The organism is Terriglobus sp. TAA 43 (assembly GCF_000800015.1).
In the GTDB taxonomy this organism is placed as follows: domain Bacteria; phylum Acidobacteriota; class Terriglobia; order Terriglobales; family Acidobacteriaceae; genus Terriglobus.
Genome location: NZ_JUGR01000002.1, coordinates 243,031 through 260,649 on the forward strand (window position 1 = coordinate 243,031; position 17,619 = coordinate 260,649).

Below are 17,619 nucleotides of genomic sequence, written 5' to 3' on the forward strand. Positions count from 1 at the left end.
CATGCTTTTACCCAGGCGGAGATTCCTTGGCACATCCGCGTTCATGCTCAGCGGCGCATTAACGGAAGCACTTGCAACGCCCCTGTGGAAGTGGACCGACCCGTCGCTTTTGCAAATGGCCAAGTCGAGCACAACGACTACGACGCCGTCGTCAGCCACAGGTATATCTCCAGTGCAGTTCGTGGACGTCGCGGCGAAAGCTGGCCTCACATCGCCTGGAGTCTGGGGCGGAGTTGATCACAAACGATCGATCATTGAGGCGAAAGGCAGCGGACTGGCCTTTTTTGATTACGATCACGATGGCTGGCTCGACATTTATCTCACGAACGGTGACCGTCTCGATACGCAGTGGCCGAAGGGTAAGGCGCCCACATCGCACTTATATAAAAACAACCGCGACGGCACCTTTACCGATGTAACGGAGGGTTCCGGGCTGGGTATCACAGGATGGCAGACGGGTGTCTGTGTCGGCGATTACAACAACGACGGCTGGGACGATCTGTTCTGCTGCTTCTGGGGCCACAACATCCTCTTCCACAACAATGGAAATGGCACCTTCACCGATGTGACGCGAAAGGCGGGGCTGTATCGGGAGGAGGTGCGTTGGGGAGCTGGCTGCACCTTCCTGGATTACGATCGGGACGGGTTCCTTGACTTATTCGTCTGTAACTATCTGAAGCTTGATCCGCAGCACATGAACACGTCCGACGATAGTCACTTCTGCCAGTGGAAGGGAGTACCGGTCATGTGCGGACCACGTGGTCTGCCGCCCGATACAAATCTCCTGTTCCATAACAACGGCGACGGGACTTTCACCGATGTCTCCGATCAGTCAGGCATCTTGAAGCCGGGGCCACGTTATTCCATCACCGCTGTCTCCTACGATTTCGACAATGACGGCTGGCCCGATATCTATGTGGCTGTTGATTCACAGCCCAGCATCCTGTTTAAGAACAATCATGACGGCACATTCACCGATGTGGCCGTGGGTGCGGGCTGCGCTTACAGTGACGGCGGTCACGAGCAGGCAGGCATGGGCGTTGCCGTCGGGGACTACGACTGCGATGGATGGTTCGATATCTTTAAAACGAACTTCGCGGATGATAGCTCAAACCTGTATCACTGCAACGGCGATGGAACTTACACAGATGTAAGCTTCACCGCTGGCGTAGGCGGCAACAACCAGTATGTCGCCTGGGGTTGCGGCTTCCTTGACTACGATAACAACGGCTGGCTTGATGTTATGCAGATCAACGGGCATGTCTATCCCGAAATCGATAACTACCATTTTTCGCAGAGTTACAAGAATCCTCGCACCGTGTACCGCAATCTCGGCAATGGAAGCTTTCAGGATGTCTCATCCCGCATGGGACCAGGGATCGCGGAGAAGTTTTCAAGCCGCGGCGCGGCCTTCGGAGATTACGACAATGATGGAGGCATAGACGCGCTCATACTCAACATGAACGACCCTCCATCCCTTCTACAGAATGTCAGCCATCATCGTGGAAACTGGATCAAGATCAAGCTGGTTGGCACAAAGTGCAACCGCACGGCGATTGGCGCGCGGGTGAGAGTAACGACGGGAAAACATACCCAGATGGACGAAGTACACAGTGGCACCAGTGTTATGTCACAAAGCGACCTGCGCCTCCACTTTGGTCTGGGCACGGCCACCGTTGCAGACGTGGTGGAGGTAAAGTGGCCCACGACGCAACGGGTAGAGCGCTTTACCCGGGTAGGTGCGAATCGAATTCTCACCATTCGGGAAGGACATGGAATTGTGCAACGAGCGATGCCGGGAAATACATTTGGCTACTGATGCGTGGCAGGCGCTGACGAGGCATTTGGAACGATCGAGAATTGCTTCACCGCGCGTCGCTCTGTTTCCATTCGCGCCGCATTTGCTGCGTCGATCTGCTCATGCTGCTGATACTCCGCTTTTGCCTGGGCGGGTTCGCCTGTGCGGTCATACGCAACGCCAAGACGATAGTGCGCTTCGCTGTTCTGCGGATCTGCTTCCAGCGCTTTCCGGTAATAAGCGATCGCTCCGCCGTAGTCCTTCTGTCCGGCCAGCATGATGCCGAGTTGCAGATAGCCATCGCTGAATTTTGGATCCACTGCAACCGTTCGCAGCAGCAATTGACGAACCCGGTCCACTGCGCCTGTTCCGCTCGGTTTCAGAAGAAACATGGCGTAGAAGTAGTTCGCCTTCGCGTCATCTGGATGCTGGTGAACAAACCGTTCAAGCAGTGGTCCCACACATTTGTTGACGGACGATGACGTCAACACGATCTGTCCAGCGAACAGGTAAGGCTCGCGAGCGGCCGCTTCCATGTCGGAGGCTTCGCAGATCTTCTCTGCTGCCTCGTCATACAGAGCACCAGCAAAAAGTGCCGCGCCCCAGGCAGTCTTCATTCGCACAGAAGTGGGATACTTTTTTGAGCCGCTCGCAAAGACATCTGCCGCCTGCCAGATGGCGCGATGAAGCAAAAGTTCGGTCCCCCATGCGAAGTAATTCGCCTCATTGGAATCGAGTTGCGTGGCACGTTGATACTGTTGGACCGCAGCCAGTGGGTTCCCGAGTTTCTCCTCGATCTCTCCCGATAGCCGGTGAAAATCTGCCGCATCGCTTTGCGCCAGGGCCCGTTGGATGTGAAGTTGCGCTGCGGCAAAATCACCGACACCATTGCACGCCAGGGCGAGGTTGTATTCGTCCACAGGCTGGTCACCGTTTAGGCGCGCAGCTTTTTCAAGGATTGGAACTGCCTTCTGGAACTGCGCTTGCTTCACATAAAACGAACCGAGATCACGGTTTGCTTCGTAACTTGAAGGGGACGCAGAAACCGTGGCACGCAGCTTATTTTCCTCTTCCGCTTTGGCCGCGCCCACACCAGCCGAAAGCGTTTGGGTTCGCAGCGCCAGCGCTTCCCGATTCAGTTCTTCACTTGTGCGCAGAGTGGCGTCAGAACCATGGCCGCCGACCGCAGTCCAATCGGTCACACCCGCCACGGCGAAGCTTGGCTTATCCAGGAGACTGATGCTGTCGCTGGGCTCGGCCGAACCGGCGACGCTTGTATCTGGCGCAACTGTAGAGTTCAGCACAATCGTGATGTTCTGCCGAGAGTCCTTCGCTACAGCAAGCGTTGACCGGTTGCTCTCAAAACCGTGGCTGGACGCGTGAATTGTGTAGCTGCCGGACTTCAAGGAGCGGATCAGAAACTCTCCGGAAGTGTCTGCCTCTGTCTGCACGACTTTCATGCCATCGCGTGGTTCTGCATATACCCGTGCGCCGGGTTGCGGTTTTCCCGTCGCATCAACAACGCGTCCGGAAAGCACGGCGTTGTCCTGCGATTGTTGAATCTGCGCCCAGGCGCTCGCCGGCGGCAGACTTACGCAGAGTCCAAGGGACAGAAAACCCAGCAACGCGCCGGCATACGACAGAACGGAGATGCTTCGAGCTATCGGCTTTGACCGCATGACGTGGATGACAAGAAACCTTACTCGCAGATGTTACGCATGTTGCAGAAGAGTGTCGAAGCAGAACTTACCATCCGGTTGGGCCGTCAACGTTCAAAGATGGTAAGTCAGAAAGTAGCGGCCAATCTGGATGACGCTGTTCTCGGTAGGCGGCCAGATATGAATCGGTTCAACGCGAACCCTGGTTTTATATGGGTGAGCTATTACGGCTCCCAACTCCGCTCCGGTTCGTGCGTCGTACACGCGCACATTTAATCCCTCCGCCACCCGCGTCCAGCCCAGCACATAGGCTCCTGGCTTCAATACGAGCGTGTCTCCCACACGCAGTGTGGTCTGGGTGAGCAGGTAATGCGAATAGCGTCCTTCTGCGGCATAACCGGCGGTGATCAAGACGACAGCGGCCACGGTACGGCCTTGGTCGTCCCTTATACCGGTTGCGGTTCGCAGTTCCGTCTCAATGTGCTCCTTGTCCACAGGAGCGCGTGCGGGCAGAAATGCCTCGAGTTCGGACGGACTTGCAGCGCGCCAGACAGGCTTGGGTTCAGCACGATTGAACGGCATCACAAGCACAAGTATCAGAGAACAGATCCAGGCACGGCATGCGAACATCGTTTTACCTTAAACGGGCGAAACCGCGTTGTAATGCAGCCGTTGCCGCTTGCGTTCTATCGACTACGCCGAGCTTGGCAAGCAGGTTGTTCACGTGGGTCTTCACGGTTGCCTCCGAAATGGACAAGTCGGATGCGATGTCTTTGTTCGCCCTGCCAGCGACAATACGCTCCAGAACATGAATCTCGCGCGGCGTGAGTTGTTCGCTCTTGCTGCGTTCAGCCAGTTTGTCGGCGATCTGAGAAGGGATGCGCGACTCGCCACGATGTACGGCATAAATGGCTTGCACCAACTCATCAAACGGCATGCCTTTCAGAAGATAGCCGCACGCGCCAGCCTGCAGCGCCCGGAAGATATCTTCATCGCCATCGTAAGTGGTCAGCACGATGACACGCGCGTCAGGTGCTTGTTCACGAATCTTCCGCGTCGCCTCTGCACCACCCATACCCGGCAGTTGCAGATCCATCAGGGTTACGTCCGGATGCAGCGAGGAGAAGCTTGTTACGGCCTTATCACCGTCGCTGACGGAAGCAACCACTTCGATCTCTTTGACGGAAGACAAAAGTGCGACGAGACCTTCGCGTACGACATGATGATCCTCGACAACCATGAGCCTAATCTTTGTGTTCATGACTGTCTCCCCTCTTCCCCAGCAATGTTCGCGCGTAGCGTTACGGTTGTCCCTTGGCCAACTTCGCTTTCGATAAGGAGTTTCGCTCCTATAGCCGCTGCTCGTTCGCGCATGCCGCTTACACCAAAATGCCCTTGCAGGAATGCCTGTTGCTCATCGACGCTGAAACCACAGCCCTGATCTCTGACAGTCATCATCAGGATATTCGTCCCGAAATGCAATTGAACGTGTGCGGTTTCGACACCAGAATGCCGTTGGATGTTCGACAGCGCCTCCTGCGCGATGCGTAAGACTTCCTCTTCAACACGAGCAGGAAGTTGGCGATAGGCACCACCCACCTGAAGCTTGATAGCGAGGGACGGCCCCGAATATCGATCGACCAGCGCAGCCAGACGTGTCGGCAAACTATCCTTGCTGCTGATTGCGCGTAAATCCCAGATGCTTCGCCGTGCTTCTGCAAGCCCCTCCATCACGAGTTTCCGGGTTGACTGTACCTGCCGCTGAGCAGACTCAGCTTCTCCGCCTGCAAGGAACTGCGAAGCGAGGTCAAGCTGCAGTGCGATACCGACAAAATCCTGCGCCAGGGTGTCGTGTATTTCACGGGCGATCCGGTTGCGTTCACCCAGCACAACCTCGAACTCCCGCCGTAGTCTTCGAAGCCTTAGCCGGTACAGTGCAACGGCGGCGGCCGTGGCGAGCAGAAAGGCCGAAAGTATGAACCACCATCGCCTGTACGCAGGTGGCGTGACACGGAACGCTAGTGCCGCTGGCGGCTGGAGCCATGTGCCATCACTGGCCCTGGCTTCCACGTAAAACGTATACATCCGTGGTGGCAGATTGGTGTAGGTTGCTGTTCGTCGCGTGCCAGCGACCGTCCAGTCCCGATCAAATCCGTCGAGCCGATAGCGATACTCGACACGGAGCGCGGAAGCAAGACTTAGTCCCGCATATTCAATGTCGACACGCGAATCGCCAGGGCCGAGGGTTAACGGACCGCGTTGCAGACTCTGCTCGGTGCCGTCCACCAACATCCGGTCGATGACGACAGGGAACGATTGAGTGACTGGAATGGGTTGGCCTGAGGCGATTGCCGCGCCTTTCTGCGTTGCCGACCAGACCTCCCCATCCTGCATCTGCCAAAGTAACGGTGATCCGCCTGCGACAATTTCCGAGTCTGGGAGACCGTCCGCCTTGGTGTACCGCTGCAGCGGCAGAACACAGCGCTCCCCTTTGTCAATGCAGCTGTTCAGGTCTGCAACGGCAACACGCAATAGAGAGTGTTCGCCACGTATCCACATAAACCCTGCCCGATCGGCAAGCAAAGCTGAGATCTTGCCCACGAGCAACGATGAGCTTCGGACGGTTGAGATGTGGTTGTCCTTCACGCGGCTTATGGTTCCATCAGTGGTACCTGCCCACACGGTTCCAGCGGGCGACTCTGCAAGCGCTGACACAAGCGGAGATCGTAAGCCGTCTTTGGTCGTGTAGGTGACCAATCGACCATCTGAAGTCAGCTTTGAAAGACCGCCGGAGGTGCCTACCCATAAGTCACCACTGCTTGCAGAGAGCAATGATCCAATCAGGTCTGCCCCTAATCCGTCAGCACTCGTAAAGACCTTTGCGTTGGTTCCCTTCAGGCGGATGAGGCCTTTGCGCGTGCCAACCCAGATGGCTCCATCCGATCCCGCTGTTAAGGCGCGGATGTAGTCATCCGGTAGCATGTCCGCCGATGTGAAACGCTGTACCTTGCCGGTGGAATCAATGTGATTCAACCCATCCGGAGTTCCCGCCCAGACATCACCGTAGCGCCCCGGCGCCAGCGCAAGAATGAAGCGGCTGGTGAGAGCGTCCGCGCGAACCGGATTTTCAACCCGTCCATCACGGATACGCCGAAGACCATCGTTCCGGGTCCCTACCCATATATCTCCATCGCTTCCCTGAACAATGGATGTCAGCGTCTGGTCGGCAAGTCCCGCGGCCTCACGAAAAACTTCGGCGTGCAGCAGATGCAGGCCTGTGGACTCTGTCCCAGTCCAGTAGTTCCCTTCGCGATCCTGGTAGGTTTGCAGAACCGAGTTTCCACGTAGTGCCGCAATACTTTCCGTGTGATCTCCTCCATGCCTGATGACGGCGAGACCATCGTTGGTGCCTACCCATGCATTGCCCTGACGATCCACAAAGAGGGACACAACGCGTGTACCCGGTAGGCCCGTTGATATGGTCCATTCGCGAGTCGCCGTAGGCTTCGTCACCTTTACGCCCGTACCGGACATAGCCCAGACTTCTTCACCAAGGCCTCTCACAACTGGAGAAACCGTGCCCGCGTCATCAGAGATTTTGTGAACGCGCGGCAGAAAACGTTCGCCGCTCTGTGCGGCTATGCCGGACGTCGTCTGTACCAGCAGATCGCCGGAAGCATTTACCTGCAGTCCAAGGATTTCGGCCGACGGAAGGCCGTCTTTCTCACTGAAGCGCTGGAAAACACCCCGTCGCAACCGCAACAAGCCGTCATTTGTTCCTACCCAGAGATCGCCCGAGGGTTCCTCAGCAAGGCAGCAAGCATCATTGCTTGCAAACGTCGGCTCGTTATCGTGCTTGAAAGTTTTGAACGCTACGCCATCAAAACGCGCGATACCGTCTTCCGTAGCAATCCAGAGGAAGCCGTCCTTCGTTTGCAGAATCTGATGAACGCTATTCTGCGGAAGCCCATTTTCCGTAGACCAACTGCCGTGTCGCAGATACCTTAGGTCCTGCGCTGCGGCCAGCATGCTCAACAGCACCGCAACAAGACAAGCCGGTAGGAGTTGGCTTGCAACTTGGCGGGTTGCGCGCAACAGCGTGATTCTGCCGGGCATACGAAGTAGATTAGGCCGCACACCTAACTCGCGCAACAAAGAGTGCGAGCCATCAGAGCAAACAAGACCCTCTCCATGCGATAAAGGATGGCAATGGGTTATCTGGCAAATGCGGTTTCCGTCGCTACCGTCGCTTTCACGTTGGCTGTCGCGCCTGCAATCCATGCAACCTCTGGCTCAGCTGCCAACCAATCACAGAACTCCACCACGTCCCCAGCACAGGGCGACCAGGCACCGGTGTTGCTGACGCATGCACAGGTGGAGCACTTGATGCCCGCGACTGTCTATTACCGAGGCCAGAGTGCCCCCATTCAACTGCGCAACTCTGCCGGTGCGAGGCTCATTCCAGACGGATATCTGCTCATGGGAATGGTTGACACCAGTGGCTATGCCAGCAGCGTGCAGGAGATTTATCAGATGTACCTGATCACGGAAAGCACTCTGATGATCGGTGGCAGGCCTCTGGGTCCGGGCGCTTACGGCGCCGGAGTGGTCAACGGCAAGTTCATCGTCACCGATGTGGGAGGCCACACACTGCTGCAGGCAGATACCAATCTGGACCAAAGCATGCCGCGACCTCGTCCCCTACAACTGTTGAGCGGTCCTGCGGGTGGGCTGAAGCTCTACCTGGGACGTAGTTGGATCAGCATTTCCGTAGCGATCGCGACGCACTGAGATGCCTTCCGCAGTCACTTCGGCGGAGGGACCAAGTCCCATGCGTCTTTCGCTTGCAGAAACGCCGAGAGCTGCGCAATCTCATCTTCGGTGAGCGCTTCACCAAAGGGCGGCATCATCTGGCCGCCATCGTGGATCTGGTGCCGAATCTGCTCATCACTGCGTCGGCTCGACACACCGCGTAGCGAGGGCGCTCGTTCGGTCCCCGCTCCGGCAGGGCCGTGACAGTACGTACAGCCCGATTTGCCAAACAGCACAGCACCCGCCTTCACGGCTTCACTTTGAGGATCGAGGGCGAACGACCGTTGCGCCGTCAAAAGAAACATGGCGAGAAGCAGTATGAAGGCAAGCTGAGGAGTAAATCTGTGGCGTGTCATTGATCCTCAACCATCAAGGCTGTTGCTGCGACGGCAGCATGCTCGTTGTAAGTTCACCCGCAGTGGGTTTGCCGTGTGCATCCAGGTCGTGCGTGTGCCACAGCACGGATTCCTGCGCAATGTCGCCGTGCTTCCGTAGGTACTCCAGCGCAAAGGTACTCGCAGTGGGGTCGTCCTTCTGATCCGCAAAATAGGCGGCCTGCCTGTTGGCCTCTTCCTTCAATCCAAGTCGGCGATAGATGATCGATAGGTTGTAGTGAGCCGCAAGATCGTCTGGATCGATGGACTGAACCGCCTCATACTCGGTCCGTGCCTCCGCGTAACGCTGCTTCTGGTAAAGGCTGAAGCCAAGCTCACGATGGGCATCGCGGGATCGTGGAAACTGTTGCGCCACCTTCCGCAGATTGACAATAGCTTCATCGACCTGCCCTTCATTCCGCTGGATCAGCGCAAGGTAGTAGAGCGCGCGAGCATTGTCAGGAGACAGCGCGAGAGCTTTGTTCAAGCTCGGAAGAGCGTCCGCGTATCTTTCCCACTGGATGTCTGCAATGGCCACATTCGTATACGCGTCTGCATAGTCCGGCCGTAGTTTCGCCACTTGCTCGAACGCGCTGACGCTCGCTGCGTACTGTTGTGCATCCAGCAGGCCGATGCCGTAGTTGTTCCAGCGCATCCAGACAGGATTCTCGGCAGCGTCGGGTGTAGATGGCAATGTTTTGCCGATGTTGATGGTTCGTGTTGCCGTCACCATGTCGAGTACCGGCTGCTGGTAGTTCGGCTTCAGTGCGAAATTGATGAATTGCTGATCGAAGCGGCGATACCTGACCGCGGCCGTAATGGTGATCGATCCAGTGCAGTCCTTGGGAATGGTGAAGCTGTAACGCACAAGTTGCGATCGGCCGCTCTGTATCGTGTTGTTGTAAGCAACAACTCGATTGTTCCAGACCTCATGCTGCCCATTGAGCGTTCCTTCCTTGTTGATCAGCCGGTTCGTGAAACTGTGCGCCGCAGGATCAAGATCACCGGAAGGCTGCAGGTTGCCACTCTGACCGATCAACTTACCATTGCTGTCCTTCACCGTGAACGCCGTCCAGCTTTCGTACATGTCGCGCTGTTCGGGAACGTGGGAATGTGCGGCACCCTTGTTCTGAATCACAACCGTGACTGTTAGCTTTTCACCCGGAGCTACTGCGTAGGACACAGTGCCCAGGGGCGCGATGATCCTGTTGGGCTGGCCGTTTTCGCCATCGCGCTCGAGGGAAAAGATATCGACATTGAAGACACTGTTCGCAAGGAACTCGCGCACGCGTTTTGCCTGGTCCTCATATCCGTAATAGGCAGGGATCAGCGAGTTCGCTCCGAGCCAGCGGTGACTAGCAAGCTGGCCGTTCTTCGCGCCGGGATCCCCCTTACCCGTTAGCGTCTCGCGAGGCATGTGACACGTCTCGCAGGTGGAAACCGCCGGTTTTACATAGAACGGCAAGGGAGACTGTTTCGCAAAGCTCGAGTTTTGCCATTCGTCATATGGCGTCATCGCGCGCTGCCATTTGTAGTCGTTCAACTCATGCGGCAGCGCGGCCTTGTGACAGCTCGCACAAAACTCGCTGGTCCTATAGAACGGCTTCATCACGGCAGCGGAATGGCGGTCGAGATGCGAAAGAATCTCCAGGTCGGAAACCTTGCGATGAATGGGTGCACCAGTTTCATCGACCAGTACTGCAGGCACGGCCAGAACGTAACTGCCCGTTCCGCGCAGATCATTCTTCTGCATGCTGTGACAGACGGAGCAGGTGATACCGTCGGCGTCATAAGGCCGCTTCTTCGGCCCGGCCTGCGTCAGTGCTCCCGCGACCATGGCGATTGGATCATGGCAACCCTCGCAGTGTCGCGAAAACTCGATTCCCTTTTCCTCGTTCAGTAGCCCAACGTTCTTCAGATACCAGGGCACACGGTTGGAATTGGAGTGGGCCGACTCACGCCACTGCTGATGCGCGGCCTGGTGACAATGGCCACAGTACTGTGCCGTGGGAAAGTCCTTGGGATCGATGAATTCGCCGTTATCCGTGGTCATGTTCGACGGCGTGAACGGATGATCCTTGCCATAACGATAGTTGTATGTCGCCGCAATCTTATCGTTGTAAGCCGTGCGTGCCGCCTTGTGCGTGTCATCGTCTGTTGCCGCGTGAACAGCATTTCGTACAACGAAGCTGCCCACGGCAAGCGCCATGGAAAGCAGAACAAAGCCGATCGAGACACGCGTGAAACGATAGGAAGACATAGACGTCCTGACGTGCACAACATGGTATGCCAGACGAATGCAAACTGTCAGTCTGCCAAGCATCTAATTACAAACAGCACTATTGAACACCATGGCCTTCCACAACCGTATACATACGGTCCGGACCGGGCACTCTCAACTTCTCGACAGCTCCGCTGGACCAGTGCACCTCAACGGAATCGATGCGACTGACAGTCCCCAAACCAAAGTGCGGACGTGGGTCCGAACTCGAAGCAAAGCTTCCACCTGCTACCACATCGGCGCGTTGGCGCATGCCACCAGCCTGCAGGTAGACGACCGCGCCCGTGGCATCGCGTGGGCTCTTCGGGCCGCCGACAAGGTGGAAACCGACCCAGTGATTCTGCCCCTTGGAAGCGCTGCGCAACAGCGTTGGAGACTCATCCATATTGTTGATTACCAAGTCGAGCCGTCCTGTATTGAACAAGTCGCCAACAGCCAGTCCACGCGAGGCGCGAGGCATCGCAAGCGCCGTGCCTTCCACAGCAGGAACGGGTTCCAGCTTGCCCTGCACGTTCCGAAACAGGAGCATGCGCTCCGCCCAGCTTGTTCCCCAGGGCTGTTTATCTGCATCGCGGTACACGTGGCCATTGACGAAGGCCAGGTCTTTCCAGCCGTCATTGTCGTAGTCGAGAAACGCGGTACCCCAACCAAGGAACGGAATGGTGCCCTCCGCGATATGCAACTCGTAGCTCACGTCGGTGAAGTTCGCATCACCATCGTTTCGATAGAGGGGCTTGTAGTCATCGGAGAAGGTCGTGTTGAAGATATCGACCAGTCCATTGTTGCGGTAGTCGCCAATCCCTATCCCCATGGAAGCTGTTTCTCTTCCATCTTTATTGAGTGCGTAACCAGACGCATAACTCACATCTTCAAAAGTGCCGTTCCCTTTATTCAGGTAAAGATAGTTTGGCGTGGAGTCGTTCGCCACTAGCAGGTCAAGCTTGCCGTCATTGTTTACGTCGACGAATGCGGAGGCCAGGCCGTAGTATCCCGGGTTGTCGGCTACCCCTGCCTTGACGCTGACGTCTTCGAAAGTGCCATCGCCCTTGTTGTGAAACAGATGGTCAGACTCTCCCGGAAGGCCCCTCGGGCCGCAGTATTCAGGAACTCCGCGAAACGAACAGTAGGCGAGACTGGCTGCACCCGGCGCGGCTTCCGGCAGGTTCTTCAGATCGACTTTCACATAGCCCGGCACGAACAGGTCCAGCTTGCCGTCGCCGTCATAGTCGCCCCAGGTCGCTCCTGTTGACCAGCCGCCCAGGGCCACTCCGGCCTTCTCTGCAACATCGACGAACGTGCCGTCGTGATTATTGCGATACAGCCGGTTCTTGCCAAAGTTTGTAACGTACAGGTCCGGCCAGCCATCGTTATCAAAATCTCCGGCAACTGCGCCGAAGGCCCACCGTCCGTTGGCGACTCCGGCCTTTTCCGTTACATCTTCGAAGGTGCCGTCATGATTGTTGTGGAACAGTGCGGCGCGGGGAGCCTCCGCCTTCCCTTCCATCGCGGCTCGCGTCGAGCCATTAGGCAAGTAAATGTCGAGCCAGCCATCGTTGTCGTAGTCGAATAGAGCGACACCAGAGCCGACCACCTCCAGGATGTATCGCTTTTCGTCCTGCCCTGAAACATGCTTCCACACAGAAAGCCCCGCAGCCGCAGTCACATCCGTGTAAGGAACAGGACCGGTGCGAACCGCGCCACCGAGAGTGATCGGCCGGTTGTCTGCGCCGAGCACAGGCGGGTGGGCTCCTGCAGTGTTCGAACCACCCTGAGCGGGAGACTGCGCGCCCTCTTGCGATTTCTGCGTCCGCTGTTCCAGCGGATTCTGGCCGTACAGAAGAGAAACGCCCATAAACAACGCTGTCAGTGAGATGAAAAGTTTTGCCAGCCTGATAGGTCTCATCGCGATCACGAGCCATCATACGACCCAAAACTCGCCGGCGCATCCGGGTTCTTGCCGGTTTTGCTGAATGACAGATAAGATGTTCGCCACACGACGAATCCGTCTTTTAGCTCAAAGAGGTGTCGAGTTGCCGCAAACAGGCACCGGTAAGTTGCCAGCACACGAACGCATCTTCCACACCGAATAACGAGGTTGTTTTTATGGCATTGGTATCTCGTCGGGCCATGCTCCAGAGTGGCTTGGCTGCGGCAGCATTTGCCGCCAGCCCATCTTCGTCGTCAGGCCAGAAGGTCGAGGATAAGGATGCTCCCATTGTTCGCAAGGGGCGAATCAGGCAATCGGTTTGTAAAGGACCCTATCCCGGACTTACCGTCGATGAACTCTGCCGCTATGGCGCTCACATCGGCTTGAAGGGTATAGACCTTTTGCAGCCGGCAGATTTTGAGGTCCCGAAGAAGTACGGGCTCACCTGCGCCATGGGATACGCGGGCGCAGGAACCATTAAGGATGGCCTGAACAGGATTGAAAATCACGCGCCAATCGAAGCAGCACTTCGCCAGACCATCCCGCTCGCGGTCAAAGCGGGCGTACCGAATCTCATCACGTTCTCCGGCAACAGAAACGGTATGTCTGATGAAGAAGGCGCAAAGAACACCATCATCGGTCTCAACCGAGTCAAACACATGATGGAAGACGCCAACATCACCCTGTGCCTGGAGCTTCTGAACAGTAAGGTCAACCACAAAGACTACATGGCGGACCATACAGAGTGGGGAGCGCAGGTCATGGAGCAGGTCAACTCCCCCAGCTGCAAATTGCTCTACGACATCTATCACATGCAAATCATGGAAGGTGATCTGATCGCCACCATCACAAAGAACATCAAGTGGATCGGTCACTTTCATACCGGCGGCGTTCCCGGCCGGAACGACCTCAATGACATGCAGGAAGTGCAGTGGGATGGCGTGATGCGCGGCATCGCAGCCACCGGATTCAATGGTTACGTTGCGCACGAATTCAAACCACTTGGCGATCCGTACGCAGCCCTGCTGCAAGCGGTCAACCGTTGCGATGTGTAGCAGCAGTGCGGCTTTGAGCTACCACGCAAAATCAAAAGGAGTCGATCCATGCAACGACGAGATGTTCTCCGCCTGCTGACCTCGGCAGCAGTCGTATCTTCACTGCCATTGGAGATGCTCCAGTCTCTTCAACAAGCCCGGGCGGAAGTCGGCCCCACTGTGGGCTTGAGAACATTGAATGCGCATCAGAATGAAACCATCACAACCATCAGCGACTTGATCATCCCGGAAACGGCCACACCAGGCGCAAAGGGCGCAAAGGTGAATGAGTTCATCGATCTGTTGCTCACCGAGTGGTATGACAAGCCGGATACCGAACGGTTTCTGCAGGGCATCGCCGACGCGGATGCCGCAAGCCAGAAGCAGTTCGGAAAAACGTTCGTGCAATGCTCCGCCGCACAACAGACGCAACTGATGAAGGGCTGGGACAACGAAGCCATGGCGTACGTGCGGACTTCGAAACTTGCGCAAAAGACCAAGTCTGCCCAACCTCCCGCAAACTTCTTCTACACCGTGAAACGCCTCACGATCGTGGGTTATTACACATCTGAGATTGGCTTCTTAAAAGAACTTGGAGCCTCAATCATCCCGCCAAAGCACGCGGGATGCGCACCACTTTCGGAGGCCCGCTCGTGAACATTGTCACTTTGAAGACGAATACCTTTGACGCAATCGTGATCGGTTCCGGCATGAGCGGCGGCTGGGCTGCGAAAGAACTTACCGAAAAGGGCATGCAGACGCTTGTGCTCGAAGCAGGACAGACCATCATCCCTGAGCGCGACTATGTCGACCATCTGCCTGTGTGGGAAGTAAAGTTTCGCGGACTACGAGATCGTAAATACGAAGAGGTCTACCAACCGATGCAGCGCCACATCGGTGACGAGTGGAACTCCAAGTTCTTCGTCAACGACGTGGACAACCCATACACCACACCAGCGGACGCCCCCTATCTCTTTCTGCGTGGGCGCCATGTAGGCGGTCGTTCCGTGATGTGGGGTCGGCAGTCATACCGCTGGAGTGACATCGACTTCGAAGCCAACAGCAAGGACGGGCACGGAGTCGATTGGCCAATACGCTACAAGGATATTGAACCCTGGTACGACTACGTGGAAGATTTCATCGGAGTCAGCGGACAGGCCGAAGGCTTACCGCAACTTCCTGACGGCAAGTTTCTTCCTCCCTTTGAAATGAACTGCGGTGAGATTGCAATGAAGCACGCGGTCGAGGCGAAGTTCCCACAACGCAAAGTGACGATTGGCCGGACCGCGATCCTGACTGTTGACCATCGTGGCCGCTACGCATGCCACCAATGTGGCCCGTGCGATCACGGCTGTATTACACGGTCCTACTTCAGCAGCATCAACTCCACATTGCCCGCGGCACAAGCCACCGGCAAGCTGACGTTGCGACCCATGAGCGTGGTGCACAGCCTGATCTTTGATCCTGCAACGCGCCGCGTCACCGGTGTTCGCATCATCGATGCAGACACTCGCCAGACGATGGAGTTCCATGCGAAGCTGATCTTCCTATGCGCATCCACGCTCGAATCGGCACGCATCCTCATGAACTCGGCTACCTCCGAATTTCCAAATGGACTGGCAAATTCAAGCGGTGAGCTAGGACACAACCTGATGGACCACATCTTCCACAGCGGCGCGAGTGGAAGGCTGCCTGGCTTTGAAGATCACGTGCAGTTGGGCAACCGGCCAAATGGGATCTATATCCCACGCTTTCGAAACATCCACGACAAGCACCCAGACTTTGTGCGCGGGTATGGCTTCCAAGGACGCGCCGCCCGCGAAACATGGTCGCGCGGCGCAGACATGCCTGGCTTCGGCGTCGAGTTTAAAAACGCACTGCGGGATCCAGGCCCGTGGCATATCAACATCGGTGCCTGGGGAGAATGCCTTCCCAACCACAGCAACTATATGGAGCTCAACCACGACAAGGTAGACGCATGGGGTATTCCAACCATCAAGGTCAACCACAGATGGGGCCCCAATGAACTTGCAATCTTTAAAGATGCGCAAGTCACAGCCGCCGAAATGCTGGAAGCAACCGGGGTAAAGGACATCGTGATGAGTACCGTGCCCTCAATACCGGGCGAATGTATTCACGAGATGGGCAGCGCCCGCATGGGACACGATCCGAAAACCTCTGTGCTCAATTCGCACAACCAGGCACATGATGTTCTCAATCTATTCGTGACCGACGGCTCATTCATGGCCTCGTCAGCCTGTCAGAATCCGTCACTCACTTATATGGCGATGACGGCGCGAGCCTGCGACTATGCTGTGACGCAAATGAAGAAGGGCGAACTCTAAACCTTAGCGCATGGGCATACGTGTTCAGGCAATCGCTAGTTCAACCAGGTGGTCGGATGGAGCTGTTGAGAGGAGCAAGTGATCGTTTCTCGTCTCATATTAGACGACGATCGGGATAAGCCCAATCATGCGCAACGAACGAGCTCTATCGACTACCTGACCAAGCAAGGTGTCGGCGGAATGGGAGCGAATCTCCTTGACATCGCCTCTGCATTCGCTAGTCTTAGTGGTCTCAGCGACAGCGCATTGCGTTGCGTCGCCAAAACTCACAGGACCGTTTCTGCAGGAGATCTCCCATGCTGAACTCCACAGCCCTTGAAGTAGCGATTGGGTTGGCGCTGGTCTTCCTCCTGCTGAGTCTGTTCTGCACCACGATCAATGAGTCCATTGCGGCTGTTCTCGGTTGGAGAGCCAAGACCCTGGAGAGGGGTATCCAAAGTCTGTTCAGTGGCGGCCAGATCACCGTGCTGGATGCGAACAATGTTGCGACACTGCGCAGTCTTTCAGATGTTGTATACAACCACGGGCTTGTGCAAGGCCTGTACAAGGGCAGTCCTTCCCAGACGTTTACCCCTGCTTCGCTGATCCATCCACGTGCACTTCCCTCATACATCCCGTCGCGGATTTTTGCGAGTACGCTTTACGACGTACTGTTCAACGCGCCTACTCAAGCGTTACGAGATACTTCGCCAGCAGCAAGCCTCAGGAACATGATCGACTCTCTCAACCAATTGCCTGACAGCAAGGCTAAGGAAGCGCTATTGCTGCTGGTGCGAGAGGCCGGAGGCGATGTTGACGCAACACGAAAGGCGATTGAGGGCTGGTTTAACGATGGTATGGATCGTGTCTCCGGCTGGTATAAACGCCGCACGCAGCTGGTGCTCTTCTCCCTTGGAATCTCCATAGCAATCCTGCTGAATATCAACACGATTGCTGTGGCCAAGACGTTCTGGGCAAGTCCGGCGGCACGTGCATATGCCATCAAAGCTGCCGAAAGCTACTCTCAACCTCCACAAGAAGCTGTCACGCCAATATCCACAGCCAACGCGCCTGTGTCGAAGATGAAGAACCTGCCGGTAACAGCCTCGGAGCAAATCGCTGCGCTTGGCGACCTCGCATTGCCTCTTGGCTGGAACAACGGTTGGTATCCCTGGCCAAAGAACTCCAACGGCACCCAGTTCACAGGAAGCCAGTTAATTCTGAACTTCGCCATGACAATCCTGGGGTGGACTCTTACCGGATTTGCTGTGACACTCGGTGCTCCCTTCTGGTTCGATCTGTTGAACCAGTTCATGGTCGTCCGTTCTACTGTTAAACCCTCTGAAAAGAGCGGCAACGAAGGATCGAAAGATCCTCAGCCCTCTTAAACCTACATCCCTCACTCACTAGG

At 56.3% G+C, this 17,619-nt stretch carries 13 protein-coding genes; 6 read left to right on the forward strand and 7 right to left on the reverse strand.

Annotation, left to right across the window (positions count from 1 at the left end):
* Positions 1-43 precede the first annotated feature (43 nt).
* Positions 44-1,819: a CRTAC1 family protein gene (locus M504_RS15610; RefSeq protein ID WP_232296318.1), complete on the forward strand. Its 1,776-nt coding sequence runs from the start codon at positions 44-46 to the stop codon at positions 1,817-1,819.
* Here the strand turns inward: M504_RS15610 and M504_RS15615 are convergent.
* From M504_RS15615 to M504_RS15630, 4 genes are all read right to left on the reverse strand, one after another.
* The gene (locus tag M504_RS15615) at positions 1,813-3,477 is read right to left on the reverse strand and encodes a carboxypeptidase regulatory-like domain-containing protein (protein ID WP_052200910.1); all 1,665 of its coding nucleotides are present in this window, start codon (positions 3,475-3,477) and stop codon (positions 1,813-1,815) included. The two genes, M504_RS15610 and M504_RS15615, sit on opposite strands and share 7 nt — an antisense overlap.
* A 93-nt stretch (positions 3,478-3,570) precedes the next feature.
* Positions 3,571-4,038, reverse strand: coding sequence for a hypothetical protein (locus M504_RS15620; RefSeq protein WP_232296319.1), 468 nt, complete (start codon positions 4,036-4,038; stop codon positions 3,571-3,573).
* Between the two features lie 52 nt (positions 4,039-4,090).
* Positions 4,091-4,717: a response regulator transcription factor gene (locus M504_RS15625; RefSeq protein WP_047495522.1), complete on the reverse strand. Its 627-nt coding sequence runs from the start codon at positions 4,715-4,717 to the stop codon at positions 4,091-4,093.
* Complete coding sequence (locus M504_RS15630; RefSeq protein ID WP_232296320.1) at positions 4,714-7,551, reverse strand: sensor histidine kinase; 2,838 nt, start codon at positions 7,549-7,551, stop codon at positions 4,714-4,716. The genes M504_RS15625 and M504_RS15630 overlap by 4 nt, the downstream gene beginning before the upstream one ends.
* A 114-nt stretch (positions 7,552-7,665) precedes the next feature.
* Here M504_RS15630 and M504_RS15635 point away from each other — a divergent pair, with 114 nt between their 5' ends.
* Complete coding sequence (locus M504_RS15635) at positions 7,666-8,247, forward strand: hypothetical protein (RefSeq protein WP_047495528.1); 582 nt, start codon at positions 7,666-7,668, stop codon at positions 8,245-8,247.
* Positions 8,248-8,261: 14 nt separating this feature from the next.
* On the opposite strand, the gene M504_RS21490 is transcribed toward M504_RS15635, so the two are convergent.
* The 3 genes from M504_RS21490 to M504_RS15650 form a co-directional block, all read right to left on the reverse strand.
* A complete protein-coding gene (locus tag M504_RS21490; RefSeq protein ID WP_052200911.1) occupies positions 8,262-8,624 on the reverse strand; it encodes a cytochrome c in 363 nt (120 codons plus the stop codon).
* Between the two features lie 13 nt (positions 8,625-8,637).
* Positions 8,638-10,902 (reverse strand): tetratricopeptide repeat protein, encoded by a 2,265-nt coding sequence (locus M504_RS15645; RefSeq protein ID WP_232296321.1) that lies wholly within the window; start codon positions 10,900-10,902, stop codon positions 8,638-8,640.
* A 79-nt stretch (positions 10,903-10,981) separates the two neighbouring features.
* Positions 10,982-12,826 carry a CRTAC1 family protein gene (locus M504_RS15650; protein ID WP_052200999.1) on the reverse strand — a complete coding sequence of 615 codons (1,845 nt, stop codon included), beginning with the start codon at positions 12,824-12,826 and terminating at the stop codon, positions 10,982-10,984.
* A gap of 200 nt (positions 12,827-13,026) precedes the next feature.
* Between M504_RS15650 and M504_RS15655 the strand changes: the two genes are divergently transcribed.
* The 4 genes from M504_RS15655 to M504_RS15670 all read left to right on the forward strand — a co-directional run bounded on the left by M504_RS15655 (position 13,027) and on the right by M504_RS15670 (position 17,596).
* The gene (locus tag M504_RS15655) at positions 13,027-13,905 is read left to right on the forward strand and encodes a hydroxypyruvate isomerase family protein (protein WP_047495537.1); all 879 of its coding nucleotides are present in this window, start codon (positions 13,027-13,029) and stop codon (positions 13,903-13,905) included.
* A 48-nt stretch (positions 13,906-13,953) separates the two neighbouring features.
* Positions 13,954-14,541, forward strand: a complete 588-nt coding sequence (locus M504_RS15660) for a gluconate 2-dehydrogenase subunit 3 family protein (RefSeq protein WP_047495540.1) — start codon at positions 13,954-13,956, stop codon at positions 14,539-14,541.
* Positions 14,538-16,229 carry a GMC oxidoreductase gene (locus M504_RS15665; RefSeq protein ID WP_198137656.1) on the forward strand — a complete coding sequence of 564 codons (1,692 nt, stop codon included), beginning with the start codon at positions 14,538-14,540 and terminating at the stop codon, positions 16,227-16,229. The genes M504_RS15660 and M504_RS15665 overlap by 4 nt, the downstream gene beginning before the upstream one ends.
* Before the next feature lie 296 nt (positions 16,230-16,525).
* The gene (locus tag M504_RS15670) at positions 16,526-17,596 is read left to right on the forward strand and encodes a hypothetical protein (protein ID WP_047495545.1); all 1,071 of its coding nucleotides are present in this window, start codon (positions 16,526-16,528) and stop codon (positions 17,594-17,596) included.
* Positions 17,597-17,619 lie beyond the last annotated feature (23 nt).